The sequence below is a fragment of the Pseudomonas guariconensis genome (assembly GCF_015680235.1).
GTDB lineage: Bacteria > Pseudomonadota > Gammaproteobacteria > Pseudomonadales > Pseudomonadaceae > Aquipseudomonas > Aquipseudomonas guariconensis_A.
Window position 1 is genome coordinate 116,002 of sequence record NZ_JADLJL010000005.1, and the last position, 24,780, is coordinate 140,781.

Annotated in this window: 21 protein-coding genes; 15 read left to right on the forward strand and 6 right to left on the reverse strand. The window is 64.3% G+C overall.

Annotated elements, in window-relative coordinates:
- Positions 1-99 precede the first annotated feature (99 nt).
- From IRZ56_RS06095 to IRZ56_RS06120, 6 genes are all read left to right on the forward strand, one after another.
- A complete protein-coding gene (locus tag IRZ56_RS06095; RefSeq protein ID WP_196144114.1) occupies positions 100-1,455 on the forward strand; it encodes a M16 family metallopeptidase in 1,356 nt (451 codons plus the stop codon).
- Positions 1,448-2,944, forward strand: coding sequence for a M16 family metallopeptidase (locus tag IRZ56_RS06100; protein ID WP_196144115.1), 1,497 nt, complete (start codon positions 1,448-1,450; stop codon positions 2,942-2,944). The genes IRZ56_RS06095 and IRZ56_RS06100 overlap by 8 nt, the downstream gene beginning before the upstream one ends.
- Positions 2,944-3,546 (forward strand): 16S rRNA (guanine(966)-N(2))-methyltransferase RsmD, encoded by a 603-nt coding sequence (rsmD, locus tag IRZ56_RS06105; protein WP_196144116.1) that lies wholly within the window; start codon positions 2,944-2,946, stop codon positions 3,544-3,546. Before IRZ56_RS06100 ends, rsmD begins: the two co-directional genes overlap by 1 nt.
- An 89-nt stretch (positions 3,547-3,635) precedes the next feature.
- Entirely contained in the window at positions 3,636-4,967 is a 1,332-nt protein-coding gene (locus IRZ56_RS06110) for a M16 family metallopeptidase (protein WP_196144117.1), read from the forward strand.
- Positions 4,964-6,328: a M16 family metallopeptidase gene (locus IRZ56_RS06115; RefSeq protein WP_196144118.1), complete on the forward strand. Its 1,365-nt coding sequence runs from the start codon at positions 4,964-4,966 to the stop codon at positions 6,326-6,328. Before IRZ56_RS06110 ends, IRZ56_RS06115 begins: the two co-directional genes overlap by 4 nt.
- A gap of 47 nt (positions 6,329-6,375) precedes the next feature.
- Positions 6,376-7,371 (forward strand): hydrolase, encoded by a 996-nt coding sequence (locus IRZ56_RS06120; RefSeq protein WP_196144119.1) that lies wholly within the window; start codon positions 6,376-6,378, stop codon positions 7,369-7,371.
- A 474-nt stretch (positions 7,372-7,845) separates the two neighbouring features.
- On the opposite strand, the gene IRZ56_RS06125 is transcribed toward IRZ56_RS06120, so the two are convergent.
- Both IRZ56_RS06125 and IRZ56_RS06130 read right to left on the reverse strand, forming a co-directional pair.
- Positions 7,846-8,700, reverse strand: coding sequence for a sulfurtransferase (locus IRZ56_RS06125; protein ID WP_196144120.1), 855 nt, complete (start codon positions 8,698-8,700; stop codon positions 7,846-7,848).
- 36 nt (positions 8,701-8,736) lie between these two features.
- The gene (locus IRZ56_RS06130; RefSeq protein ID WP_196144121.1) at positions 8,737-9,402 is read right to left on the reverse strand and encodes a TetR/AcrR family transcriptional regulator; all 666 of its coding nucleotides are present in this window, start codon (positions 9,400-9,402) and stop codon (positions 8,737-8,739) included.
- A gap of 222 nt (positions 9,403-9,624) precedes the next feature.
- On the opposite strand from IRZ56_RS06130, the gene IRZ56_RS06135 reads away from it, so the two are divergent.
- The 5 genes from IRZ56_RS06135 to IRZ56_RS06155 all read left to right on the forward strand — a co-directional run bounded on the left by IRZ56_RS06135 (position 9,625) and on the right by IRZ56_RS06155 (position 14,130).
- Positions 9,625-11,055: a coniferyl aldehyde dehydrogenase gene (locus tag IRZ56_RS06135; protein ID WP_196144122.1), complete on the forward strand. Its 1,431-nt coding sequence runs from the start codon at positions 9,625-9,627 to the stop codon at positions 11,053-11,055.
- Positions 11,056-11,068: 13 nt separating this feature from the next.
- Positions 11,069-11,554, forward strand: coding sequence for a twin-arginine translocation pathway signal protein (locus IRZ56_RS06140; RefSeq protein ID WP_196144123.1), 486 nt, complete (start codon positions 11,069-11,071; stop codon positions 11,552-11,554).
- Positions 11,555-11,579: 25 nt separating this feature from the next.
- Positions 11,580-13,178, forward strand: coding sequence for a GMC family oxidoreductase (locus IRZ56_RS06145; RefSeq protein WP_196144124.1), 1,599 nt, complete (start codon positions 11,580-11,582; stop codon positions 13,176-13,178).
- Between the two features lie 111 nt (positions 13,179-13,289).
- Entirely contained in the window at positions 13,290-13,769 is a 480-nt protein-coding gene (gene coaD, locus IRZ56_RS06150; RefSeq protein WP_014861498.1) for a pantetheine-phosphate adenylyltransferase, read from the forward strand.
- Positions 13,770-13,878: 109 nt separating this feature from the next.
- Entirely contained in the window at positions 13,879-14,130 is a 252-nt protein-coding gene (locus IRZ56_RS06155; protein WP_043208655.1) for a YfhL family 4Fe-4S dicluster ferredoxin, read from the forward strand.
- A gap of 130 nt (positions 14,131-14,260) precedes the next feature.
- Here IRZ56_RS06155 and mutM read toward each other — a convergent pair whose 3' ends face one another.
- Together mutM and IRZ56_RS06165 are read right to left on the reverse strand one after the other, a co-directional pair.
- Positions 14,261-15,073 (reverse strand): bifunctional DNA-formamidopyrimidine glycosylase/DNA-(apurinic or apyrimidinic site) lyase, encoded by an 813-nt coding sequence (gene mutM / locus IRZ56_RS06160; RefSeq protein ID WP_196144125.1) that lies wholly within the window; start codon positions 15,071-15,073, stop codon positions 14,261-14,263.
- Between the two features lie 4 nt (positions 15,074-15,077).
- On the reverse strand, positions 15,078-15,890 hold the full coding sequence (locus IRZ56_RS06165; protein WP_196144208.1) for an HDOD domain-containing protein: 813 nt from the start codon (positions 15,888-15,890) through the stop codon (positions 15,078-15,080).
- A gap of 193 nt (positions 15,891-16,083) precedes the next feature.
- On the opposite strand from IRZ56_RS06165, the gene IRZ56_RS06170 reads away from it, so the two are divergent.
- Together IRZ56_RS06170 and IRZ56_RS06175 are read left to right on the forward strand one after the other, a co-directional pair.
- Positions 16,084-16,623 (forward strand): type 1 glutamine amidotransferase domain-containing protein, encoded by a 540-nt coding sequence (locus IRZ56_RS06170; protein WP_196144126.1) that lies wholly within the window; start codon positions 16,084-16,086, stop codon positions 16,621-16,623.
- A gap of 626 nt (positions 16,624-17,249) precedes the next feature.
- Positions 17,250-18,446 carry a class I SAM-dependent rRNA methyltransferase gene (locus tag IRZ56_RS06175; protein WP_196144127.1) on the forward strand — a complete coding sequence of 399 codons (1,197 nt, stop codon included), beginning with the start codon at positions 17,250-17,252 and terminating at the stop codon, positions 18,444-18,446.
- Positions 18,447-18,531: 85 nt separating this feature from the next.
- Here IRZ56_RS06175 and mgtE read toward each other — a convergent pair whose 3' ends face one another.
- Positions 18,532-19,587 carry a magnesium transporter gene (gene mgtE / locus IRZ56_RS06180; protein ID WP_196144128.1) on the reverse strand — a complete coding sequence of 352 codons (1,056 nt, stop codon included), beginning with the start codon at positions 19,585-19,587 and terminating at the stop codon, positions 18,532-18,534.
- A 509-nt stretch (positions 19,588-20,096) separates the two neighbouring features.
- Here mgtE and ilvD point away from each other — a divergent pair.
- Positions 20,097-21,938 carry a dihydroxy-acid dehydratase gene (gene ilvD, locus IRZ56_RS06185; RefSeq protein ID WP_196144129.1) on the forward strand — a complete coding sequence of 614 codons (1,842 nt, stop codon included), beginning with the start codon at positions 20,097-20,099 and terminating at the stop codon, positions 21,936-21,938.
- Between the two features lie 123 nt (positions 21,939-22,061).
- Here the strand turns inward: ilvD and IRZ56_RS06190 are convergent, their stop codons facing one another.
- A complete protein-coding gene (locus tag IRZ56_RS06190) occupies positions 22,062-23,117 on the reverse strand; it encodes a haloacid dehalogenase-like hydrolase (protein WP_196144130.1) in 1,056 nt (351 codons plus the stop codon).
- 245 nt (positions 23,118-23,362) lie between these two features.
- Here IRZ56_RS06190 and IRZ56_RS06195 point away from each other — a divergent pair, with 245 nt between their 5' ends.
- The gene (locus tag IRZ56_RS06195; RefSeq protein WP_196144131.1) at positions 23,363-24,754 is read left to right on the forward strand and encodes an L-cystine transporter; all 1,392 of its coding nucleotides are present in this window, start codon (positions 23,363-23,365) and stop codon (positions 24,752-24,754) included.
- Positions 24,755-24,780: the final 26 nt, after the last annotated feature.

A 24,780-nucleotide genomic window follows, 5' to 3' on the forward strand; every position in this document is an offset into this window, starting at 1 on the left:
GGCGACAGGCATGGTCGCCAGGCAACCGGATCAGTATCCTAGCACCTCCTGGCCCGCCGACGCTAAGCCAAGCGGGCCGCCGTACAGGTTATCCAACGTATGAATGCTCTAGCCCGCCGCGCCGCTGGCCTGTTGCTCGGCACGCTCTGTCTGCCGTTCGCGGCCCTGGCCGCCGATCTGCAACCCACCCATGAGTTCATCCTCGACAACGGCCTGAAGGTGGTCGTGCGCGAGGACCACCGCGCGCCAGTGGTGGTCTCGCAGATCTGGTACAAGGTCGGCTCCAGCTACGAGACGCCAGGCCAGACCGGCCTGTCCCACGCCCTGGAGCACATGATGTTCAAGGGCAGTGCCAAGATCGGCCCAGGCGAGGCCTCGCGCATCCTGCGCGACCTCGGCGCAGAGGAAAACGCCTTCACCAGCGACGACTACACCGCCTATTACCAGGTACTCGCCCGCGACCGCCTGCCCGTGGCCCTGGAGCTGGAAGCCGACCGCCTGGCCAGCCTGCGCCTGCCGGCCGACGAGTTCAGCCGCGAGATCGAGGTCATCAAGGAAGAACGCCGCCTGCGCACCGACGACCAGCCCAACGCCAAGGCGTTCGAGCTGTTCCGCGCCATGGCCTACCCGGCCAGCGGCTACCACACGCCGACCATCGGCTGGATGGCCGATCTGGACCGCATGAAGGTCGAGGAGCTGCGTCATTGGTACGAGTCCTGGTACGCGCCGAACAACGCCACCCTGGTGGTGGTCGGCGATGTCACCCCCGAGGAGGTCAAGGGCCTGGCGCAAAAGTACTTCGGCGCCATCCCCAAGCGTGCGGTGCCACCGGCCAAGCTGCCCTTGGAGCTGGCCGAACCCGGCCTGCGCCAACTGACCCTGCACGTGCGCACCCAGCTGCCCAGCCTGATCTACGGCTTCAACGTGCCGGGCCTGGCCACTGCCAAGGACCCGCGCACCGTCCATGCCCTGCGCCTGATCTCCGCCCTGCTCGACGGCGGCTACAGCGCGCGCATGCCGGCCCGCCTGGAGCGTGGCCAGGAGCTGGTGGCCGGTGCGTCGTCCGGCTACAACGCCTTCACCCGCGGCGACAGCCTGTTCATGATCTCGGCCACGCCAAACGTGCAGAAGCAAAAGACCCTCGCCGACGTGGAAAAAGGCATCTGGCAGCTGCTCGATGAACTCAAGACCACGCCGCCTACCGCCGAGGAGCTCGAGCGCGTGCGCGCCCAGGTGATCGCCGGCCTGGTCTACGACCGCGACTCCATCAGCAGCCAGGCCACCACCATCGGCCAGCTGGAAACCGTGGGCCTGTCCTGGAAGCTGATCGACAGCGAACTGGACGAGCTCAAGCGCGTGACCCCGCAGGACATCCAGGACGCCGCACGCACCTACTTCACCCGCGAACGCCTGAGCGTTGCCCATGTACTGCCCGAGGAGTCCGCTCATGAGTGATCGCAGCGCCCCCCGCTATACCCTGCTTGGCCTCGGCATCATCGCCGTGGTGGTGGCCCTGGCCCTCGTCCTGGCCCGTCCGGCGCAGTCGGGCAGCCCTGCCGAAGGCAAGGCGCCGGCGGCCCGCCCGGCCAATACCCTGCAGTCCTTGGCCGAGCTGGACGGCAAGGCGCCCAGCCGGCGCACGCTGAACATCCAGAACTGGAACACCGTCGAAGGCGCCCGGGTATTGTTCGTCGAGGCGCGCGAACTGCCGATGTTCGACCTACGCCTGACCTTCGCCGCCGGCAGCAGCCAGGACGGCGACGTGCCAGGCCTGGCGACGCTGACCAACGCCATGCTCAACGAAGGCGTGGCCGGCAAGGACGTCACCGCCATCGCCCAGGGCTTCGAAAGCCTGGGGGCGGATTTCGGCAACGGCTCGTACCGTGACATGGCCGTGGCCACGCTGCGCAGCCTCAGCACTGCGGACAAGCGCGAGCCGGCCCTGAAACTGTTCGCCGAGGTGGTGGGCAAGCCGACCTTCCCCGAGGATGCCCTCAAGCGCATCAAGAACCAGCTGCTGGCCGGTTTCGAATACGAGAAACAGAACCCGGGCAAGATCGCCGGCAAGGCCTTGTTCGCCAAGCTCTACGGCGACCACCCCTACGCCCACCCGAGCGACGGCACCGCCCAGAGCATTCCGGGCATCACCCTGGAGCAACTGCGCGCCTTCCACGCCAAGGCCTATACGGCTGGCAACGCGGTCATCGCCCTGGTCGGCGATCTCAGCCGCGCCGAAGCCGAAGCCATCGCCGCCCAGGTATCCGCCGGCCTGCCCAAGGGCCCGGCGCTGCCCAAGCCCACCGAGCCTGTCGAACCCAAACCGGGCCTGACCCACATCGACTTCCCGACCAAGCAGACTCACCTGATGCTCGCCGAGATGGGCATCGACCGCCAGGACCCGGACTGGGCCGCCCTGTCCTTGGGTAACCAGATCCTCGGCGGCGGTGCCTTCGGCACTCGCCTGATGAGCGAAGTACGCGAGAAACGCGGCCTGACCTACGGCGTCTATTCGGCCTTCAGCCCGATGCAGGTACGCGGCCCGTTCATGATCAACCTGCAGACCCGCGCCGAACTCAGCGAAGGGACCCTCAAGCTGGTCCAGGACATTCTCGCCGACTACCTCAAGCACGGTCCCACCCAGCAAGAGCTGGACGATGCCAAGCGCGAGCTGGCCGGCAGCTTCCCGTTGTCCAACGCCAGCAACTCGAGCATCGTTGGTCAGCTGGGTGCTATCGGCTTCTACAACCTGCCGCTGACCTGGCTGGAGGACTTCATGCAACAGTCCCAGGCCCTGACCGTCGAGCAGGTCAAGGCAGCGATGAACAAGCACCTGGCCGTGGACAAGCTGGTGATCGTCACTGTCGGCCCGACCGTGGCGCAAAAACCGCTGCCACCGCCCACTGACAAACCCGCCGAGCAACCGCTTGGCGTACCGGAGCACTAATGGCCAAGCCAACCCACACCGCCCGCCCGGGCCCGGCCCACAGCAAAGGGCAAGGTCACCTGCGCATCATCGCCGGCGAGTGGCGCAGCCGTCGCCTGGCCGTGCCTGAAGGCGAAGGCCTGCGCCCGACGCCAGACCGCGTGCGCGAAACCCTGTTCAACTGGCTGGCGCCCCATATCGAGGGTGCCCTGGTGCTGGATGCCTTCACCGGCAGTGGCGCCCTGGTGCTCGAAGCCTTGTCCCGCGGGGCCGAGGATGCCGTGGCCCTGGACAGCAACCCGGCGGCCATCGCCAACCTGAAGAACAATCTGGAGATCCTGCGCTGCCCACGCGGCCAGATCCTGCAGACCGATGCCTTGCGCTACCTGCAGAACACAGCGAAGCATCAGTTCGACGTGGTGTTCCTCGACCCGCCCTTCCACCAGGACCTACTGGCCGATACCTGCAACCTGCTCGAACAGAACCAGTGGCTACGAGGCCAAGCCTGGATCTACACCGAGAGCGAAGCCGCGCCCTCCTCTCTGCAGATGCCCGGCAACTGGCGCCTGCACCGGGAGAAGAAGACCGGCCAGGTGCATTACGCCCTCTGGCAACGCGGCTGATACCCGCCCGGCCTAACTATGTAACGCAGGCGGGCACCGCCTTTCACTGAAGCTGCTCCGGCTTATTGTCCTAACGGAGCACTTCAGTGATGAATCCCCCCTCAGATGCCCAGACGATCTCCGTCAGCCTGGATGCACTGGTGGCCGCCAAGCCGCCATCCCTCCACCACTTCAGGCTGGAAAATGGCCTTTCGGTCTATTTGTGCGAGAACCACACCGCCCCTTTGGTCGCGGTTCAACTCTGGTATCACGTCGGCACGAGCGATGAACCACCAGGCCACTCGAACTTATCGCATCTGCTGGAGCATCTGATCTTCCAAGGAAGCAGCAAGCTTCCTAACGGTCAATATTCACGCTTGATCGCGCAGCTGGGCGGCATAGCCAATGCCACTACCTATGATGACTCGACTGCGTTTGAAATGACCTTGCCTGCCGCAAGGCTGCCAGTTGGCTTGGAACTGATGGCCGATGCCATGACCGGTGCATCGTTCGGCCAATCGGAATTCGAGCTGGAGGTCCTTACAGTCGATGCTGAACGCCGCTTTAACGTTGATCATTCAGCGCTTGAGTGGGCAGAAGAACGCCATCGAAAGCTCGCCTACGACGGCACCCCTTACGCAGCATCCATCTTCGGTCATGCCATCGACCTTGCCCAAACAGACCTGGAAACGGTACGCACCTGGTACCGCACCTGGTATCACCCCAATAACGCAACACTCGTCGTCGTGGGTGCGGCCAGCCTGCAGGACCTTCGTCGGCATGTGGATACTTACTTTGCCCCGATACCCCCTGCCCCCCTGTGGGACCGACCTCTGATTCGATACAGCGCAACGCTTCAGGCGCGTAGCCAGCAATTGGTCGATCCGAGACTTGAAGACGGCCTGCTCATGTCCTTCAACGTGCCCAGCCTGGCGAGCGCCCCATCACAGGAAGTCGCCCTGGCACTGCTTGTGCTCGAAAGTATCCTGGGTACCGAGTCCAACGCCCTGCTTTACAGGCGCCTGACCCGAGACAGGCCCGTTCTCACATCGAGCAAGGTCACCTACGACTATCAGATGCGGGGAGATACCTTGTTGGGCATCGAGGCAACCCTCGCTGCGAACACGCTTACCGCCCAGGAGGCTGCGCTCGAAATCTGGAACCTTATCGACGAGCTTCGAACCACAGCCTTGCCGGACGAAGTGCTTGAGCGCGAAAAACTACGGCTGCTTGCCCGTGAGCTCTACGCTCAGGCCGATATCGACAAGCAAGCAACGCGCATCGGTCATGCAGCGGCGGCCGGGCTGGACCCAGCCAGCCTGGCAGAGGCACCGCGCATCATCCGGAACCTGTCCAGTTCGACCTTGCAACAGGTTGCAGCCCGATACCTGCACCGCGACCGTTTGACCACGACTTACCTGCAGCGAGGAGAACCCGTATGAACGGTACGTCTTCTACGTGCGCCCAGATGACTGATCACAGCTTCACCGTGGCGCTGGACCAACTGAGCTCGACCCAGGGTCTGGATCTGCAGCGAATCCAGCCGCCAACGCACGACATACATCAATGGCATACCGCAGAAGGAGCCCATGTCCAGCTCATCGCGAACCGTGACCGGCCGATGTTCGACCTGGTACTGCGCTTCAAGGCCGGAAGCGCCTTTGATGGCGACAAGCCGGGCCTGGCAGCCCTGACATTCGAGCTACTGGATGGTGCTCGGGTCGCCGAGCAGTTACAAGGGGTCGGGGCGATCATGGAACATAACATCACCCGCGATTACACGATGTTCATGCTTCGCGGCTTGAGCCTGCCTGCTCTGCGCGCCCGCGTGATGCAGTTGGTCACGCAAATGATCGCTAGACCGGCCTTTGGACCTCCCGATTTCTCGGCTGCTCGCAAGCGCCTGCTCGACGAACAGAAGGCTTCGAACGACGTGGACGCGATGCTGTTAGGCACGATAGAGGCGCACATGTTCGCCGGACACCCCTATGCCACTGGGCATACCGGTACAACAGAAGGCCTCGCCAGGATTACGCCGGAACAGGTCGCGACCTTCCATAGGCAAGCGTATGGTTCCGGGAACCTGGAGATAGGCCTGGTCGGCGACTTGTCACTCGAGGAAGCCGAAACCCTCATCGCGCCTCTCGTACAGGCGCTGCCGCAACACTGGATGGCCATCACACCCCCTCCTTTACCCATTACCAAGGGGCAGACCGTGCACTTGGAGCAACCCAGCTCCAACACCAGGATATGGCTGACCCTGCCACTACGCGCCTATCCCACCGATACGGACTACCCAGCATTGTTGATGGTCGACAAGATGTTGGGCGCTAACTTCGAATCACGTTTGACCACAGAACTGCGTCTGCGACGCGGCCTGACCTACTCCATCCAGTCTGTACTGGTGTCGAGGGATGCAGGTTGCCTGTGGCACATCATCTGGGACACCAGGCCAGCATACCGAGATGCCTCCCTGGCCTTGGTATTGGACCTGATCAAGTGTTTCGGCGAGCAGGGGCCGACCAAAGCCGAATGTGAATTCGCCCTCAACCATTTTGCAGGCCAACTGCTGCGTCTCATGGCCGACAGTGCTGCACTCGCCAAAGGCCTGACGATACTCGGCCACCGGAAACATCCCGCCGATCAATTGGCCCACTACCTGGATAAGCTCGCGGTACTTGAACCCGAGAACATCCGCCAAGTCGCCCGTGGCATGAACCTGAACGAAGCGTTTATCGTGACCGCCGGCCCGGCCGTCGACCAGCAGCCACTACCGACCATTGGCGAACCGGCCTCACCCTAGGCAACACTTCATGGCAAGCTAGGCAGGCACAACACGAGCCGCCTAGCATGCCAAACCCTGCCCCACCCCGTTTCGTTCCCGCCACAGGCCTCGCCAACCCCCATCTGCAGACGTTGTGGGGGCCGTTGTGGCGCAAGCTTGCAGACCTGCCGCGTACCCGTGAACGCCTGTGGCTCGCCGATGGCGATTTCCTCGACCTTGACTGGCATGGCCCGCACCAAGCCGATACGCCGCTGGTGCTGGTATTGCACGGCCTGACCGGCTCGTCCCACTCGCCCTATGTGAAAGGCCTGCAACAGGCCTTGCACGCACGTGGCTGGGCCAGTGTCGCGGTGAACTGGCGTGGTTGCTCCGGCGAGCCGAACCTGTTGGCGCGCAGTTATCACTCCGGTGCCAGCGAGGACCTGGCCGAAGCCATTCGCCACCTGCGCGCCCAACGGCCACTGGCGCCCCTGTATGCAGTGGGCTATTCGCTGGGGGGCAACGTACTGCTCAAGTACCTGGGCGAAAGTGGCTCGGCCAGCCAACTGGAAGCGGCAGTTGCCGTGTCGGTGCCGTTTCGCCTGGACCAGTGCGCCGACCGTATCGGCATGGGGTTTTCCCGGGTTTACCAGGCACATTTCATGCGCGAGATGCGCGCATACGTACAGCAGAAACAGCGGCATTTCCGTGACAATGGCCACGCCGAACGCCTGGCCGAACTGGAAAGGCTGGGGTCGTTGCGCAATCTACGCACCTTCTGGGATTTCGACGGCAAGGTCACGGCGCCGCTCAATGGTTTTCGCGACGCGAACGACTACTATCGGCGTGCGTCGAGCCGCTATTACCTGGGCGAGAACCGTACGCCAACGTTGATCATCCATTCCAGCGATGACCCGTTCGTGTTCAGGCATAGCCTGCCGGGCAGGGAGGAGCTGGCGCCGCAGACCGAATTCGAGCTGCACGCATGCGGCGGGCATGTGGGGTTTGTCGAGGGGAGCCTGCGCAACCCAGGGTATTACCTGGAGCGCAGGATCCCGCAATGGCTGGCCGAAGGGGCTTGAGCTTCAGAGCAGAATCGCCGCCAAGCCGGCCCCCTAGAACAGTCAATAACCTTTGCGGGCCCTTGTAGGAGCGGCGGTGCGGCGTTCCGACTTGCCCCGCGATTGGGCCGGGCCCGCTATCACCGCCACCAAGCAAGGGCTTCGCCCTTGATCGCGGGACAAGCCCGCTCCCACAGGGTGTGGTTGGCGCTGCACCAGTGGGAGCCGGCTTGCCCACAACCATAGAATCTCCCACAGAGGGTCAGCACTGGCCGTTTGTTCTTTGCTCGACAGCGCAGCCCAAAGGGCTGGGTGACCTCCCGCAACAAGCGTACACAGGGCCTGTGGGAGCGGGCTTGCCCCGCGATTGGGCCAGGCCCGCTATCACCGCCACCAAGCAAGGGCTTCGCCCTTGATCGCGGGACAAGCCCGCTCTCACAGGGTGTGGTTGGCGAAGTACCGGTGGGAGCCGGCTTGCCGGCGATCGGAGCGTGCTCAGTCCCCCCTGGCCACACCACGCGACGGGTCGTTGATCCACTCACTCCACGATCCGGCATACAGCCGCCCCAATGGATACCCCGCCAACGCCAGGGCGAACAGGTTGTGGCATGCGGTCACACCTGAACCGCAATAGGCCACCAGTTGTTCCGGCGCCCGCCCTGCGAGTTTTTCCGCAAAGCGTTGCTTGAGTTGCTCCACAGGCAGAAAACGCCCATCCGGCCCCAAGTTGTCGGTGAACGCTGCGCACTGGGCGCCAGGGATATGCCCGGCCACCGGGTCGATCGGCTCGACCTCGCCGCGAAAACGCGGCAGACCGCGGGCATCGATCAGGGTCAGCTCCGGCTTGTCCAGACGCTTGGCCAGGTGCTCGGCGTCGATCAGCAACTTCATGTCCGGCGTGCCGGTGAAGGTCCCTTCGCGTCGGGCCGGAGGGTCCAGGCTCAACGGCAGATGCGCTGCGTGCCAGGCCTTCAGGCCACCATCGAGGATCAATACCCCATCGCGCTTGCCCAGCCAAGCCAGCAACCACCAGGCGCGGGCGGCGAATGCACCAGGGCCGTCGTCGTACAGCACCACCTGGCTGTCGTTATCCACACCCCATTCGCGCAGGCGCTCCACCAGCCGCTGTGGGTCGGGCAATGGATGACGCCCCGTGTGGCCCTTGACCACCGGCCCGCTCAGGTCACGCTCCAGGTCAGCGAAGTGCGCACCGGCGATATGCCCCTGGGCATAGCTGCGCTGGCCGTAATCCACATCCTCCAAGGCAAAACGACAATCGAGGATCACCAACCCCGGCGCGTCCAAGCGCTCGGCCAACTGTGGTGGGGTGATCAATTGCGCAAGGGGCATGACAATCTCCTGATCGATGGCACGAAAGACCCCGGCTCACTGCTCCAGGGCCTGGTTGAAAGGAACGTGGAACTCATCGCAAAGGGCGTCCACGGCAGCCCGGGCACTGGGCGTGACGAAGCCCAGCTCCAGCAACAGTACCTGGTAGACCCCGCGCTTGAAGGCCTCTTCGCCCAGGTGGGCGGAGTGCTCGCGGGTGGTACTGAGAAAACGCACCCAGGACGTCAGGACGATCCAGGCGTTGATGGTCAGCGATTCGATCTGCGCTGCGTCCATCGCCAGGATGCCGGCGTCGACAAAGCCCCGGTAGATGGCCTGGGCCTGCTGCAGGCAGCGCTGGGAGAAGCGCCGATAACGGGCCGCCAACTCAGGGTCGCTCTCCAGCAGGTGCTCGAGGTCGCGGTGCAGGAAACGGTAGTTCCACATCGCGGCCAGCAGGGCCTTGAGGTAGAAACGCTTGTCTTCGACCGTAGCGACCCGGCCCTGGGGCGGGCGCAGGAAGCTGTCCACCAGCTCTTCGTACTGGCTGAACAGCACGGCGATGATCGCCTGCTTGTTAGGGAAGTGGTAGTACAGGTTGCCGGGCGATATTTCCATGTGCGCGGCAATGTGGTTGGTGCTGACGCTGCGTTCGCCCTGCTGGTTGAACAGCTCCAGGCTGTTCTGCACGATGCGCTCTCGGGTCTTCATGCGCGGGGCCATGCTCAGCTCCATGTTCTGCGATGCTTCATCTTACGGCGTATCGGCCAAAGGATGTACCGATGGTTTGTGTGGTGTTTGATCGCGGCACCCGAGATATCCGCAGATAAACCCGCTCCGACAGCCTGCTGCCAATAAATAATTCAATTCCCTGCCCCTGCTGGGCTGCACAAGGCAAAAACTAGAGTATAGGCTCTAGCCATCACGCACCTTCGCGGAGCCGCCATGAACTCGCCAATCACCCAGCCTCCTGTGCATTCTGACCGCGACCTGCAGGCGACGTTCGCCGCCCAGCGCACCGCCTTCGCCGCGAACCCGATGCCCCCGGCGGCCCAGCGCCGGCAATGGCTGAAAAGCCTGCGCGAGCTGTTGCTGGAGCACCAACAGCCGTTGATCGAGGCGATTGATCGCGACTTCGAAGGCCGCAGTGCCGACGAGACCTTGCTGGCCGAATTGCTGCCGTCCGTCCAAGGGCTTCGCCATGCCGAGCGACACCTGTATCGCTGGATGAAACCCTCGCGGCGCCAGGTCGGCCTGGCCTTCCAGCCGGCCCGCGCCCAGGTGCTCTACCAGCCCTTGGGTGTGGTAGGGGTCATCGTGCCCTGGAACTACCCGTTGCTCCTGGCCATCGGCCCGCTGACCGGCGCCCTGGCCGCCGGCAACCGGGTGATGCTCAAGCTCAGCGAAGCCACGCCAGCCACCGGGTTGCTGCTCAAGGCCCTGCTCGAGCGCGTATTCCCCAGCGACCTGGTCAGCGTCGTGCTCGGCGAGGTGGAGGTTGGCCAGGCCTTTTCCCGCCTGCCTTTCGACCACCTGCTGTTCACAGGCGCCACCACCGTAGGCCGTCATGTCATGTCGGCCGCGGCACAGAACCTCACCCCGGTCACCCTCGAACTGGGCGGCAAATCGCCGGCGATCGTTTCCGGCAGCGTACCGCTGGACACCGCAGCCGAGCGCATCGCCTTCGGCAAGCTGGTCAATGCCGGCCAGACCTGCGTAGCGCCCGACTATGTGCTGGTGCCCGGCGAGCGCCTCGACGCCTTTGCCGAAGCCTACCGGCGCGCCGTGCACCGGCTGTACCCACGCATTGCCGACAACCCCGACTACAGCGCCATCATCAACCCGCGGCAACTGCAACGCTTGGAACACCTGTTGGCCGACGCCCGTGACAAGGGTGCCCGGGTGCTCGACCTCTACCCCGGCGAACCCCGCCAGGGCCGACGCCTGCCACCCCATCTGGTGCTGGAGGCAAGCGATGATATGCAGGTGATGCAGGACGAAATCTTCGGCCCGCTGCTGCCGCTGGTGCCCTACGACACCCTCGAACAGGCATTGGCCTATGTCCAGCAACGCCCACGACCATTGGCGCTGTACTACTTCGGGTATGACCGTGGCGAGCAGGCCCATGTGCTGCGCCATACCCATTCTGGTGGCGTATGCCTGAACGACACCCTGTTGCACGTCGCCCAGGACGACCTGCCATTCGGCGGTATCGGCGCCTCCGGCATGGGCCATTACCATGGGCACGAGGGGTTCCTGACCTTCAGCAAGGCCAAGGCGGTGCTGGCCAAGCAGCGCTTGAACGCCGCCCGGCTGATCTACCCGCCTTATGGCAAAGCCTTGCAGCGCCTGGTCTTCAAACTGTTCATCCGCTGAGCGAGGCCCTGCCATGCACCGCCGTGACCTGCTTGCCTTCAGCCTCGGCGCCAGCGCCTTCCTTGCCACCGCCAGCCTGGTCGGTTGCGCGCCCCAAGCGCCGGCGGCGGGCTTGCGCGTGCTGCGCGACGATGACCTGCCGATGCTCAATGCACTGATACCTGTGGTGCTCGCCGGCACCCAGGCCTCCACGCCGTTGGTGCTGCACAGCCTGGACCACACCCTGGCGGCACTGTCGCCGCAGATGCTCAAACTCACCCGCCAGCTGTTCGACGTGCTCAGCCTGCCGCTGACCCGTGGCCCGCTGACAGGCATCTGGGGCCATTGGGAAACTGCCAGCCCGGCCCAGGTGAATGCCTTCTTGCGCCGCTGGAGCAACAGTTCGCTGGACCTACTGCGCATGGGCCACGCCTCGCTGCTGCAATTGCTGCTGATGGCCTGGTACGAGCGCCCCGAAGCCTGGGCCGCCTGTGGCTACCCAGGGCCGCCGAAGATCTGACCCATAACCACAAGAGCATCCCCGAATGCCTACGACCGACCCGTTTCGCCAAGGCCTTGCCCGCGGCTGGATCACCCATGATGGCTCGCGCCTGAGCCAGGACCTGACGCTGGAGGCGGACGTCGCCGTGATCGGCAGCGGCGCAGGCGGCGCCACCAGCGCGCAAATCCTCAGCGCCGCAGGCTTCAAGGTGCTGTTGATCGAAGAGGGCCCGCTCAAGACCAGCAGCGACTTCCACCTGCTGGAAAACGAGGCCTACGCCCACCTCTACCAAGAAGGGCTTGGGCGCATGAGCAAGGATGGCGCCATCACCATCCTCCAGGGCCGCGCCGTGGGCGGTACCACCCTGGTGAACTGGACGTCGAGCTTTCGCACGCCTGCGCAAACCCTCGAGCATTGGGCGCGCGAACACAACGTGAAGGGGCTGGACAGCGAAGCACTGCGTCCCTGGTTCGAACGCGTGGAACAGGACCTTGGTATCACGCCCTGGATCATGCCGCCCAACGCCAACAACGATGTGCTGCGCCGTGGCTGCGAGGCACTCGGCTACCGCTGGGCGGTGATCCCGCGTAATGTGCGCGGCTGCCGCAACCTGGGCTATTGCGGCATGGGTTGCCCGGTCAATGCCAAGCAGTCGATGCTGGTGACCCGCATCCCGGCGACCCTCGACCAAGGCGGCGAGCTGCTGTACCTGGCCCGTGCGCAGCGCTTGGAGCACAACGGCGAACGCATCTCCCAACTGCTGTGCCAGGCGCTCGACAGCCAGGGTGTACAGCCGAACGGGCATCAGGTCCGTGTACGGGCCCGGCACTATGTCCTGGCCGGCGGCGGCATCAACAGCCCAGGGTTGCTGCTGCGCTCCGAAGCGCCCGACCCGCACCAGCGCCTGGGCAAGCGCACCTTCCTGCACCTGGTCAATTTCAGCGCGGCCGTGTTCGCCGATCGCATCGACCCCTACTACGGTGCCCCCCAGTCGATCTACAGCGACCAGTTCCAATGGCAGGGGGGTATCGACGGGCCGATCGGCTACAAACTGGAAGTGCCCCCGCTGCACCCGGCCCTGGCCAGTACCCTGCTGGGCGCCCATGGCCAGGAAAACGCCCGGCGCATGGCCGAACTGCCCCACACCCATATGATGCTGGCGCTCCTGCGCGACGGCTTCCACCCGCAAAGCCGGGGCGGCCAGGTGGAGCTGCGCGGCGACAGCTCGCCCGTGCTCGACTACCCGCTCACCGACTACCTGCGCGATGGCCTGTGCCGGGCCTACCGGAGCATGGCGCAGATCCAGTTCGCCGCCGGCGCTGTGCGGGTGATGCCGATACACAGCGATGCCCGCTTCGCCGGTGAACTGCGCCCAACCCTGGCGATGATCGACGAGCTGCGCCTGGAGCCCTTCCGAACCAAGCTAGGCAGTGCCCATGTGATGGGCGGTTGCGCCTTGGGCGAAGACCCGCGCCAGGCGGTGTGCGACAGCCTTGGCCGGCATCACCAGCTGGAGAACCTGTCGATCCATGACGGCTCGCTCTTCCCCACCAGCATCGGTGCCAACCCGCAGCTGTCGGTCTATGCGCTTTGCGCCTTGCTCAGCGATGCCTTGGCCAGCCGATTGGCACAGGGCGCATGACAAGCCACGGGCAGGCTGTCTATAGTGCCCCCAATCAGCCGCGCGACTTGGCCGGGCGCAGTCGCTGCGCTACCATCCGACTCCCCAACGCACTCCAGCCAGGATGACGCGATGAACCGAGTGTTGTACCCGGGTACTTTCGACCCCATTACCAAAGGCCATGGCGACCTGGTCGAGCGCGCCTCGCGTCTGTTCGACCATGTGATCATCGCGGTGGCGGCCAGCCCGAAGAAAAACCCGCTGTTCCCTCTGGAACAACGCGTGGAACTGGCCCGTGAGGTCACCAAGCACCTGCCCAATGTCGAAGTCATCGGTTTTTCCAGCCTACTGGCGCACTTCGCCAAGGAGCAAGGTGCCAACGTGTTCCTGCGCGGCCTGCGCGCGGTGTCGGACTTCGAGTACGAGTTCCAGCTGGCCAACATGAACCGGCAGCTGGCACCTGACGTCGAGAGCCTGTTCCTGACGCCTTCGGAGCGCTACTCGTTCATTTCCTCGACCCTGGTCCGGGAAATCGCCGCGCTGGGCGGCGACATCAGCAAGTTCGTCCACCCGGTGGTGGCCGAGGCGCTGACCGAACGCTTCAAAAAGTGACCGCCACTGCCTGATCATCGCGCCCGCGTGCACAGCGGGCGCGAATGCGGCACAATTGTGCCCACTGGTTTGATACATGCCCGGGCCAAGAGCCCCGGCCGGAGCCCCCATGTCCCTGATCATCACCGACGATTGCATCAACTGCGACGTCTGCGAACCCGAGTGCCCGAACGCGGCCATCTCCCAAGGCGAAGAGATCTACGTGATCGACCCCAACCTGTGCACCCAGTGCGTAGGCCACTATGACGAGCCGCAGTGCCAGCAGGTCTGCCCGGTCGACTGCATCCCTCTGGATGAAGCCCACCCGGAGACCCACGACGAGCTGATGGAAAAGTACAAGCGCATCACCGGCAAGGCCTGAGCCCAGGCCAGCCTGCAGGGCCCAATCGCCGGCAAGCCGGCTCTTACAAGGCTGAATTGCGGCCTATGTGGTAGCCAGCTAAATTGCGGCCCCTGTGGGAGCCGGCTTGCCGGCGATTGGGCCTGCCAATTCAGCGCTGGCAGCGTGGGCAATAGACGCTCGCCCGCTGCCCCAGCTTCACTTCCCGCAATGTCGTGCCGCAGACCTTGCACGGCTGCCCGCCGCGCCCGTAGACGAACAGCTCCTGCTGGAAATACCCCGGCTGCCCATCGCCGCCGATGAAATCGCGAAGCGTGGTCCCGCCTTGCTCGATCGCCGCGGCCAGCACGCGCTTGATCTCGATCGCCAGCTTCAGGTAGCGGGCCCGGGAAATCCCCCCGGCTTCGCGGCGTGGGTCGATGCCGGCCGCGAACAGCGCCTCGGTGGCGTAGATGTTGCCCACGCCCACCACCACGGCGTTGTCCATGATGAACGGCTTGACCGCCATGGACCGCCCGCGGGACAGCTGGAACAAACGCTCGCCATCGAACAGGTCGGTCAGTGGCTCCGGGCCCAGGCGCACCAGCAGCTCATGGTTGAGCGGGTCCAGGCTCCAGAGCATGGCGCCGAAACGGCGCGGGTCGGTGTAGCGCAGCGCCAACCCCGACTCCAGCTCGATATCCACATGCTCGTGCTTGCCCACCGGCAGGCCTTGCTCTACCAGACGCAGGTTGCCCGACATCCCTAAGTGGCTGATCAAGGTGCCCACCTCGGCATTGATCAGCAAATACTTGGCGCGCCGCTGCACGGTGACGATGCGCTGCCCGGACAGGCGAACGTCCAGGTCCTCGGGGATTGGCCAGCGCAGGCGCCGGTCGCGCACCAGCACACGGCTGACCCGCTGGCCTTCCAGGTACGGCGCGATGCCACGCCGGGTTGTCTCGACTTCAGGTAGTTCCGGCATGGTGTCAGTGCCCGCCCAGTTCGCGAATGGTTTGCTTGAGGTGTTCGAAGTCGTACTCCGACAACCCGATGTAGTCGAGCACCAGCGGGCCGACCACGTTCCACTCATGGTCTTGGGCCTGGTTGCCCAGCACCCGGTGGGATGCGCAGATGTGCTCGGCCATCTTCAGCACCGCCAGCAGGTTCTTGAGCGGGGTGTTGCGCGAAGACTCGTCGCGGAAGATCGCCAAGGCGTTGTGGTGGTTGGCGATCGCCGAACTGATGTGCTCCGGCAGGCGCCAGGACTTGGCGGTGAAATAGCCCACCACCGCATGGTTGGTGTTGAAGATGCGGTTTTCCGTGTCCACCACTCGCGTGTCCATGCCGGCGTTGGCATAAGACGCTTCCAGCACCCCCATGTAATCGGGGAAGCGCTTGAGCATCAAAGGCACGCCGCAATCATGGAACAGGCCCAGGGTGTAGGCTTCGTCCACCGCCTGGATACCCGTGCGCTTGGCCAGGGTCAGGCAGGTCATGGCCACGTCCTGGGCGGTGTCCCAGAAGCGGTTGAGGGTCACGATGGTTTCGTCGCTCATCTCGCCCTTGATCGACTGGGCGTTGATCAGGTTGATGATCGAGCGGCTGCCCAACAAGTTCACCGCGCGCTGGATCGAGCCGATCTTGTTGGCCAGGCCGAAGTACGGCGAGTTCACCAGCTTGAGCAAGGCACCGGACAGCCCCGGATCCTGAGCGATCAGCCGGGCGATGGTCTCCAGGTCCGGGTCGGGCATGTACTGCTCGAACTGCAGGTCGACCATGATCTGCGGCTGCGGTGGAATGCTGATCCCTTGCAGGGCTTGCTGGATCTGTTCGGGGCTGAGTTCCTGGGACATGGGGCGCACACTTGGTAAGGACGACGAATTCTACCCTCGTCCGCCCGGCGGGGCACCCACTGGCGCGTTACGTCGGAACTTTCCCCATGCCTTGCAGGCCTCCTTTCACAGGCCCATCCCGAAATAGGAGAACACTCCCATGAGCGCAACACTCAACGGCAAGCGCGTGGCTTTCCTGGTGACCGACGGCTTCGAGCAGGCGGAGCTCACCGGCCCGCGCGAGGCCTTGGAACGCAACGGTGCGGTGGTCGACATCCTGAGCGACAAAGAGGGCAGCGTGCGCGGCTGGAACCATGACAAACCCGCGGAGGAGTTTGCCGTGGATGCCACCTTCGAAGCGGCCAGCCTCGACCTCTACGATGCCTTGGTACTGCCAGGCGGGGTACAGAACTCAGACACCATCCGAATCATCCCGGCGGCGCAAAAACTGGTGAAGAGCCATGACTCGGCCAACAAGCCGCTGGCGGTGATCTGCCACGGCGCCTGGTTGCTGGTGTCGTGCGGACTGGCCCAGGGACGCCGGCTGACCAGCTACAAGACCCTGCAGGACGACATCCGCAACGCCGGCGGCAACTGGGTGGACGAGGAAGTGGTGGTCGACGGCAACCTGATCACCAGCCGCAAGCCTGATGACATCCCGGCGTTCAGCGAACAGTTGGTCAAGGCCCTGGCGGCCTGAGCCCCTGATCGCCGGCAAGCCGGCTCTCATAGAACAACGCATAACTATTTGATTTCGCAGGCCCTGTGGGAGCGGGCTTGTCCCGCGATTGGGCCGGGCCCGATATCACCGTCGCCTGGCAAGGGCTTCGCCCTTGATCGCGGGGCAAGCCCGCTCCCACAGAAGGTGGCGCTAGCAGCTTGTCCTCTGCGCGACAGCGCAGCCCGAAGGGCTGGGTAATCTCCTACAGGGATCTCGCGGACTCAAGGAACAGAGCAACTTGTGGGAGCCGGCTCTCATAGAACAACGCATAACTATTTGATTTCGTAGGCCCTGTGGGAGCGGGCTTGTCCCGCGATTGGGCCGGGCCCGATATCACCGTCGCCTGGCAAGGGCTTCGCCCTTGATCGCGGGGCAAGCCCGCTCCCACAGAAGGTGGCGCTAGCAGCTTGTCCTCTGCGCGACAGCGCAGCCCGAAGGGCTGGGTAATCTCCTACAGGGATCTCGCAGACTCAAGGAACAGAGCAACTTGTGGGAGCCGGCTTGCCGGCGATTGGGCCTTCAAGCGCGTTGAAATCCCGACAGGGCCACCGCCCACGCCTCGGCCAACACGCTATAATCCCGCTCTTTTTTCCCGGAGCGACGTCATGTCCCTGCCCAGCCTTCGCCTCAAAGCCAATGCCGACCGCCGCCTGCGCGCCGGCCACCTGTGGGTCTACAGCAATGAAGTCGACGTCGCCGCGACCCCGCTGCAAGGCCTGCGCGCCGGCCAGCAGGCGATCCTCGAGACGGCCACCGGCAAACCGCTGGGCGTGGTGGCGGTCAGCCCCAACAACCTGATCTGCGCCCGCCTGTTGTCGCGCGACGCCAAGCTGCCGCTGGACAAGTCGCTGCTGGTGCACCGCCTGAACGTCGCCCTGTCCCTGCGCGAACGCCTGTTCGACCAGCCCTGCTACCGCCTGGTCTACGGCGACTCCGACCTGCTGCCGGGCCTGGTGGTCGATCGCTTCCACGACATCCTGGTAGTCCAGCTGGCCTCGGCCACCATGGAAGCCCACAAGGACGACGTGGTCGCCGCCCTGGTGCAGGTGCTCAAGCCCAGCGGCATCCTGTTCAAGAACGACTCCGCCGCCCGCGATGCCGAAGGCCTGGAACGCTACGTCGAGACAGTCTATGGCGAAGTACCGGACTGGGTGCCGCTGGTAGAAAACGGTGTGAAGTTCGAGGCGCCGGTGCGTGACGGCCAGAAGACCGGCTGGTTCTACGACCACCGCATGAATCGCGCGCGCCTGGCTCCGTACGTGAAGGGCAAGCGCGTGCTGGACCTGTTCAGCTACATCGGTGGCTGGGGCGTACAGGCCGGCGCATTCGGCGCCAGCGAAGTGTTCTGCGTGGATGCCTCGGGCTTTGCCCTCGATGGCGTGGAGCGCAACGCGGCGCTCAACGGCATCGCCGAGAAGCTGACCTGCATCGAAGGCGACGTGTTCGAGGCCCTGCGCGAGCTGAAGGCGGCCGAGGAGCGTTTCGACGTGATCATCGCCGACCCACCCGCCTTCATCAAACGCAAGAAGGACCTGAAGAACGGCGAGGCCGCCTACCGCCGCCTCAACGAACAGGCCATGCGCATGCTCACCAAGGACGGCATCCTGGTCAGCGCCTCGTGCTCGATGCACCTGCCAGAGGACGACCTGCACAATATTCTGCTGACCAGCGCCCGCCACCTGGACCGCAACCTGCAGCTGCTTGAGCGCGGTGGCCAGGGCCCGGATCATCCGGTACACCCGGCCATCGCCGAGACCCGCTACATCAAGAGCATCACCTGCCGGTTGCTGCCCAATAGCTGATCGGCACTAAAGCCGCGCCTACAACGCTACCCCCTGTAGGCGCGGCCTAGTGCCGCGAAAGGGCCGCAACGCGGCCCCGTTTCACTCAAATATCCAACACCTGCGACGCGATCCCGAAATACACCAGCACACCCGCCGCATCGGCGATCGACGTCACCAAGGGCCCACTGGCTGTAGCCGGGTCGAGCCTGAAGCGGCTGAGCAGGAACGGCAGGCTCATACCGATCAGGCTGCCGACCAACACGATCACCAGCATGCTGCTGGCCACGATCACGGCGATCTCCGGGCCGCCGCGCAATACCCCGAGCGACGCCACCGCCACCGCCATGGTGCCTCCCAGCGCCAATGCCACGCCGCATTCGCGCGTCAGCATGCGCAACCAGTCGCGCATCACCACCTCGCCAGTGGCCAGGCCACGAACCATCAAGGTCGCCGACTGCGCACCGGCATTGCCACCGCTGTCCACCAGCAACGGCAGGAAGAACACCAAGGCGATATGTGCAGCGATGGTTTCCTCGAACGCCGCGATACCCGCGCCCGAGAACAGGTTGCCGAACACCAGCAGCACCAGCCACAACACGCGCTTGCGATACAGCAGGCCGATGGTCGCGTCCTTCAGGTTGCCGACATGGTTGGTGATCGACGCGCCCTTGTGGAAGTCCTCGGTGGCCTCGTCGACCACCACGTCCAGGGCATCGTCGTAGGTGACGATACCCACCAGGCGCCCCTGCTCGTCCAGTACCGGCACGGCCAGCAGGTCGTGCTCGCGCATCAGCCGCGCCACATCTTCCTGGCAGGTGGCGGTGCACACGCAGATGACCTTGCGCACCATGATCCGGTCGATCGGCTGGTCAGGGGCGGCGAGGATCAGCTCGCGCAGGGATACGGTACCCAGCAAGTTGCGCTGGGCATCCAGGACGTAGGATTGATAGATGGTCTCGGCATCGGCGGCTTCGCGCCGCAGCATGTCGATGGCCTGGCTGGCGCTCAGGCCACTGTCCAGGCTCGAGTATTCGCTGGTCATCAACGCGCCGGCGGTGCCTTCGGGGTAGCGACGTCCATCCAGCAGGTGGTCGCGGCGGGCCTGGGCGGCCAGGCGCAGGTCGAGGGGCGAAACAAGCGTATCGGTGGTGTGTTGCATGAGGTTCTCCTGGCGCCGTGACAGGCGCCCGCAGACCTCAGCCAGACAGGCTCAAGCCTTCGGAAGCCCTGGCGACGGCGCGCTCAGTGCCAGATTGCAGGTTCGCGAAGAACTGAAACTGGGAAGGTCCATTGAGGTCATGTCTCGTGAAGCCGCACATGCGGCGCCGGGATAATAGGCCAAGCAAACGGGTGCGTCAGCGCCGCCAGGGTAGGTTTTGCAGATTTGGGAAACGTCCTACAAACACCAGGGAAGACGAAAACATCGCCGAACCCCAGTACAGAGGCCGCCGACCATCCATATGCCCATTCCCTCCGGGCGCCAGCGGTGTAGAATCGACCCATTCATCGCCAGTCATCCCCGGCGGGTTTATGAGCTCTGGTCCAGCCTGCGGCGATCCCGCGCGGTCTTCGACCCCCATCCGTGCCAGCGGCAACCGGCCTCGGCGTCAAGGAAAAGAGAAGCTCACTCCCCTATTCGTGACCTGATTCAGCCGCCAGGAGTGCTTCATGCCTGATTATCGTTCCAAGACTTCCACCCAAGGCCGCAACATGGCCGGCGCCCGTGCCCTGTGGCGCGCCACCGGGATGAAGGACGAAGACTTCAAGAAACCGATCATCGCCATCGCCAACTCGTTCACCCAGTTCGTCCCGGGGCACGTGCACCTGAAGGACCTGGGCCAGCTGGTCGCCCGCGAGATCGAACGCGCCGGTGGCGTGGCCAAGGAATTCAACACCATCGCTGTCGACGACGGCATCGCCATGGGCCACGACGGCATGCTGTACTCGCTGCCGAGCCGCGAGATCATCGCCGACGCCGTGGAATACATGGTCAATGCCCACTGTGCCGACGCCATCGTGTGCATTTCCAACTGCGACAAGATCACCCCCGGCATGCTGATGGCCGCCCTGCGCCTGAACATCCCGGTGATCTTCGTTTCCGGCGGCCCGATGGAAGCCGGCAAGACCAAACTGGCCAGCCACGGCCTGGACCTGGTCGACGCCATGGTCATCGCCGCCGACTCCTCGGCATCGGACGAGAAGGTCGCCGAGTACGAGCGCAGCGCCTGCCCGACCTGCGGCTCCTGCTCCGGCATGTTCACCGCCAACTCCATGAACTGCCTGACCGAAGCCCTGGGCCTCGCCCTGCCGGGCAACGGTTCGACCCTGGCCACCCACGCCGACCGCGAGCAGCTGTTCCTCACCGCTGGGCGCACCATCGTGGAAATGTGCAAGCGCTACTACGGCGAGAACGACGAATCGGTCCTGCCGCGCAACATCGCCAGCTTCAAGGCCTTCGAGAACGCCATGACCCTGGACATCGCCATGGGCGGTTCGACCAACACCATCCTGCATCTGCTGGCCGCGGCGCAGGAAGCCGAGGTGGACTTCGACCTGCGTGACATCGATCGCCTGTCGCGCAAGGTGCCGCAGCTGTGCAAGGTGGCGCCGAACATCCAGAAATACCACATGGAAGACGTACACCGCGCCGGCGGTATCATCAGCATTCTCGGCGAGCTGGCCCGTGGCGGCCTGCTGCACACCGACCTGCCGACCGTGCACAGCCGCAGCATGGAAGAAGCCATCGCCAAGTGGGACATCACCCAGACCGATGACGAAGCCGTGCACACCTTCTTCAAGGCAGGCCCGGCCGGCATCCCGACCCAGACCGCGTTCAGCCAGTCGACCCGTTGGGACACCCTCGACGCCGACCGCGCCGAAGGCTGCATCCGCAGCGTCGAGCACGCCTACTCCCAGGAAGGTGGCCTGGCGGTGCTGTACGGCAACATCGCGATGGACGGTTGCGTGGTGAAGACTGCCGGTGTCGACGAGTCGATCCTGGTATTCGAAGGCACCGCCAAGATCTTCGAGAGCCAGGACAGCGCTGTGCGCGGCATCCTCGCCGACGAAGTGAAGGCAGGCGATGTGGTCATCATCCGCTACGAAGGCCCGAAAGGCGGCCCGGGCATGCAGGAAATGCTCTACCCGACCTCGTACCTGAAGTCCAAGGGCCTGGGCAAGGCCTGCGCCCTGCTCACCGATGGCCGTTTCTCCGGCGGTACCTCGGGCCTGTCGATCGGCCACGCTTCGCCGGAAGCCGCCGCAGGCGGTGCCATCGGCCTGGTGCGCGATGGCGACAAGATCCTCATCGACATCCCCAACCGCTCGATCAACCTGTTGGTCAGCGACGAGGAGCTGGCGCACCGCCGCATCGAGCAGGACAAGAAAGGCTGGAAGCCGGCCGAAGCCCGCCCACGCAAGGTGACCACCGCGCTGAAGGCGTATGCCCTGCTGGCCACCAGTGCCGACAAGGGTGCGGTGCGTAACAAGGCGATGCTCGAAGGGCTGTAAAGGCCAAGGGGCCGCTTCGCGGCCCTTTCGCGGCACGAGGCCGCTCCTACAGGGATCACGCAAATCTCTGTAGGAGCGGCCTCGTGCCGCGAAAGGGCTGCAAGGCAGCCCCATTACACAGTCTTACTGGATCTGCTCCGGCGTCACGATCACCCAGTTCTTGTCCGCCGTCACCGGCAGCCCTTCCTTGGCCTGGGCCGCAGCGTTCTTGGCGATCATGCCATTCATCTGGTCCATGTACTTGGCCTTGCGGTTGATCCACAGGTGGATGCCGCCCTTGTTCACATCCACACCATGGAACTGCATGTAGCCATCGCTGGTGGGCGTGTCGCCGCCGACCAACACCGGCTTCTTCCACTCATCGATATAGGTGAGGATCGCGGCCTGCTTGCCTGCCATCCAGGTGGCCGGGGTCCACAGGTAAGGGGTCAGCTCCAGGTTCTGGTTGGCCTTCGGGTCATACCCCCCTTCGCTGATTTGCTTGCGCGCCGTGGTCAGTTGGCCGTTGGCGCGGTCCTTGAGCAGCAGGCTCACGCCGATGACGTTCTGCGGCTTGACGTTGTAGCCGTACTTGGGATCGGACGCGACCATCCGCACCAGTTCCTCGGACGCGGCGGAGATCACGTAGACGTCGATGCCGTTCTCCATGAGCTTATTGAACAACTCGGTCTGCCCAGTGAAGACCTTCGGCGGCTGCACCTCCATGCGCTTGACCTGGTCGCCCTCGAAATAGGTGGTCGGTATCGGCTTGCCGGAAGCCATCATCTCGTCGACCTGGACCTTCAGCTCCTTGAGAGTGAAGCCGGAAAATACCTGGGCGACCCAGGGGTAGCAGACCATGTCGTCGACTTCGCACAGCCGGTAGTAGTAACTGAACAGGCTCTCCTTGTGCTCGGCGGTGTCCTTGAACGGCATTAGCTTCAACGAAGGGTCGAGCTTGTCACGGGTGATCAGACCCTTGTTCTCCATGAACGGCAGCAAGGCTTCTTCGAGGTCGAAGCGGTAGCTGGTGTTGTCCATGTCGAAGACTGCGTAATTACCTTTGTGGGCATTGGCCGCGATCATGCTGTCCAACTGCTTGGCGGCCTCTGCGGGCCAGTGCTTGAGCTCGGTGGCCCATGTCTCGACGCTGAGCAGCAGGGCCAGGCCCGCGGCGAGGACTTTCGGAGCAGACTTCATTGCAAGTTCTCCTGAACAGTGGACCTGCAACGCTAGACAACCCCCACCTTGCCCGGAGCTCCTACAACGACCTTCAACCCGCTTCGAGCGCCACGCAACATCGCAAAAACGACACCTGCATATTCCAATAGCGACTAAGCAAATTCGATTTAGATATAATTTCGTTTGTTTTCAGGCTGTTAGCATTTCCGTTCGCAATCGCTCATGCAGAGGCGATGCCCCTTCTGCTTTACCCTGGAGCTTCAATGAACCTGCCGTTGTCACTCAACCTGCTGGCGTTCCTGGCCCTGCTACTGGGCCTGGCGCAAACCCGCCGTACCGACTGGAGCCTGGCGAAGAAAGTATTGCTCGGCCTGGTGCTGGGGGTGCTGTTCGGCCTGGTGCTGCATACGCTCTACGGCGCCGGCCACCCGGTCCTCAAGGCCACCATCGGCTGGCTCGAGCTGGTCGGCAACGGCTATGTCGGCCTGCTGCAGATGATCGTCATGCCGCTGATCTTCGCCTCGATCCTCAGCGCCGTCGCCCGCCTGCATAATGCCTCCTCGTTGGGCCGGATCAGCGTGCTGAGCATCGGCACGCTGCTGCTGACCACCGCCATCGCCGCGTTGGTCGGCATCGTCCTGACCAACCTGTTCGGCCTCAGTGCCGAGGGGCTGGTCGCCGGCGCTCAGGAAAGCGCCCGCTTGCAGGCTATCCACAGCGACTATGCCGGCAAGGTCGCCAACCTCGACATCCCGCAGCTGCTGCTGTCGTTCATCCCCAGCAATCCGGTGGGCGACCTGGCACGGGCCAAGCCGACCTCGATCATCAGTGTGGTGATCTTCGCCGTGTTCCTGGGCCTGGCAGCGCTGCAACTGATCAAGGACGACGCCGACAAGGGCAACCGTGCGCTGGCCGCCATCGACACCCTGCAAGCCTGGGTGATGCGCTTGGTGCGTCTGGTGATGAAGCTGACCCCCTACGGCGTGCTGGCGTTGATGACCAAGGTGGTGGCCAGCTCCAACCTGGACGACATCCTCAAGCTGGGCAGCTTCGTGGTGGTCTCGTACCTCGGCCTGGGGCTGATGTTCGTGGTTCATGGCCTGGTCCTGGCCGCGACCGGCGTCAGCCCGCTGCGCTTCTTCCGCAAGGTCTGGCCGGTACTGACCTTCGCCTTCACCAGCCGCTCCAGCGCCGCGAGCATCCCGCTGAACATCGAGGCGCAGACCCGTCGCCTGGGTGTGCCGCAGTCGATCGCCAGTTTCAGCGCCTCGTTCGGCGCGACCATCGGCCAGAACGGCTGCGCCGGCCTGTACCCTGCCATGCTGGCAGTGATGGTCGCCCCGGCAGTGGGCATCGACACTTTCGACCCACTGTGGATCGCCACCCTGGTGGCCATCGTCACCCTCAGCTCGGCGGGCGTGGCCGGCGTCGGCGGCGGCGCGACCTTCGCCGCACTGATCGTGCTGCCGGCCATGGGCCTGCCGGTGGAACTGGTGGCGCTGCTGATCTCGGTGGAACCGCTGATCGACATGGGCCGCACGGCGTTGAACGTGAATGGGTCGATGATGGCGGGCGTCGTGACCAGCCAGTTGCTCAAGCAGACCGACCAGCAGGTGCTGGGCGACGATGCGCATGCTGAGCTGAGCCACTCCTAAGGCGTTGGGGCCGCTTTGCGGCCCCA

Bases quoted from the DNA above. Each gene is read 5' to 3' on its own strand.
- coaD (WP_014861498.1), top strand. From the start codon at position 13,290: ATGAACCGAGTGTTGTACCCGGGTACTTTCGACCCCATTACCAAAGGC.
- IRZ56_RS06170 (WP_196144126.1), top strand. From the start codon at position 16,084: ATGAGCGCAACACTCAACGGCAAGCGCGTGGCTTTCCTGGTGACCGAC.
- IRZ56_RS06100 (WP_196144115.1), top strand. From the start codon at position 1,448: ATGAGTGATCGCAGCGCCCCCCGCTATACCCTGCTTGGCCTCGGCATC.
- IRZ56_RS06145 (WP_196144124.1), top strand. From the start codon at position 11,580: ATGCCTACGACCGACCCGTTTCGCCAAGGCCTTGCCCGCGGCTGGATC.
- IRZ56_RS06195 (WP_196144131.1), top strand. From the start codon at position 23,363: ATGAACCTGCCGTTGTCACTCAACCTGCTGGCGTTCCTGGCCCTGCTA.
- mgtE (WP_196144128.1), bottom strand. From the start codon at position 19,587: ATGCAACACACCACCGATACGCTTGTTTCGCCCCTCGACCTGCGCCTG.
- IRZ56_RS06115 (WP_196144118.1), top strand. From the start codon at position 4,964: ATGAACGGTACGTCTTCTACGTGCGCCCAGATGACTGATCACAGCTTC.
- mutM (WP_196144125.1), bottom strand. From the start codon at position 15,073: ATGCCGGAACTACCTGAAGTCGAGACAACCCGGCGTGGCATCGCGCCG.
- IRZ56_RS06095 (WP_196144114.1), top strand. From the start codon at position 100: ATGAATGCTCTAGCCCGCCGCGCCGCTGGCCTGTTGCTCGGCACGCTC.
- IRZ56_RS06140 (WP_196144123.1), top strand. From the start codon at position 11,069: ATGCACCGCCGTGACCTGCTTGCCTTCAGCCTCGGCGCCAGCGCCTTC.
- IRZ56_RS06110 (WP_196144117.1), top strand. From the start codon at position 3,636: ATGAATCCCCCCTCAGATGCCCAGACGATCTCCGTCAGCCTGGATGCA.
- IRZ56_RS06135 (WP_196144122.1), top strand. From the start codon at position 9,625: ATGAACTCGCCAATCACCCAGCCTCCTGTGCATTCTGACCGCGACCTG.
- ilvD (WP_196144129.1), top strand. From the start codon at position 20,097: ATGCCTGATTATCGTTCCAAGACTTCCACCCAAGGCCGCAACATGGCC.
- IRZ56_RS06175 (WP_196144127.1), top strand. From the start codon at position 17,250: ATGTCCCTGCCCAGCCTTCGCCTCAAAGCCAATGCCGACCGCCGCCTG.
- IRZ56_RS06190 (WP_196144130.1), bottom strand. From the start codon at position 23,117: ATGAAGTCTGCTCCGAAAGTCCTCGCCGCGGGCCTGGCCCTGCTGCTC.
- rsmD (WP_196144116.1), top strand. From the start codon at position 2,944: ATGGCCAAGCCAACCCACACCGCCCGCCCGGGCCCGGCCCACAGCAAA.
- IRZ56_RS06120 (WP_196144119.1), top strand. From the start codon at position 6,376: ATGCCAAACCCTGCCCCACCCCGTTTCGTTCCCGCCACAGGCCTCGCC.
- IRZ56_RS06130 (WP_196144121.1), bottom strand. From the start codon at position 9,402: ATGGCCCCGCGCATGAAGACCCGAGAGCGCATCGTGCAGAACAGCCTG.
- IRZ56_RS06155 (WP_043208655.1), top strand. From the start codon at position 13,879: ATGTCCCTGATCATCACCGACGATTGCATCAACTGCGACGTCTGCGAA.
- IRZ56_RS06125 (WP_196144120.1), bottom strand. From the start codon at position 8,700: ATGCCCCTTGCGCAATTGATCACCCCACCACAGTTGGCCGAGCGCTTG.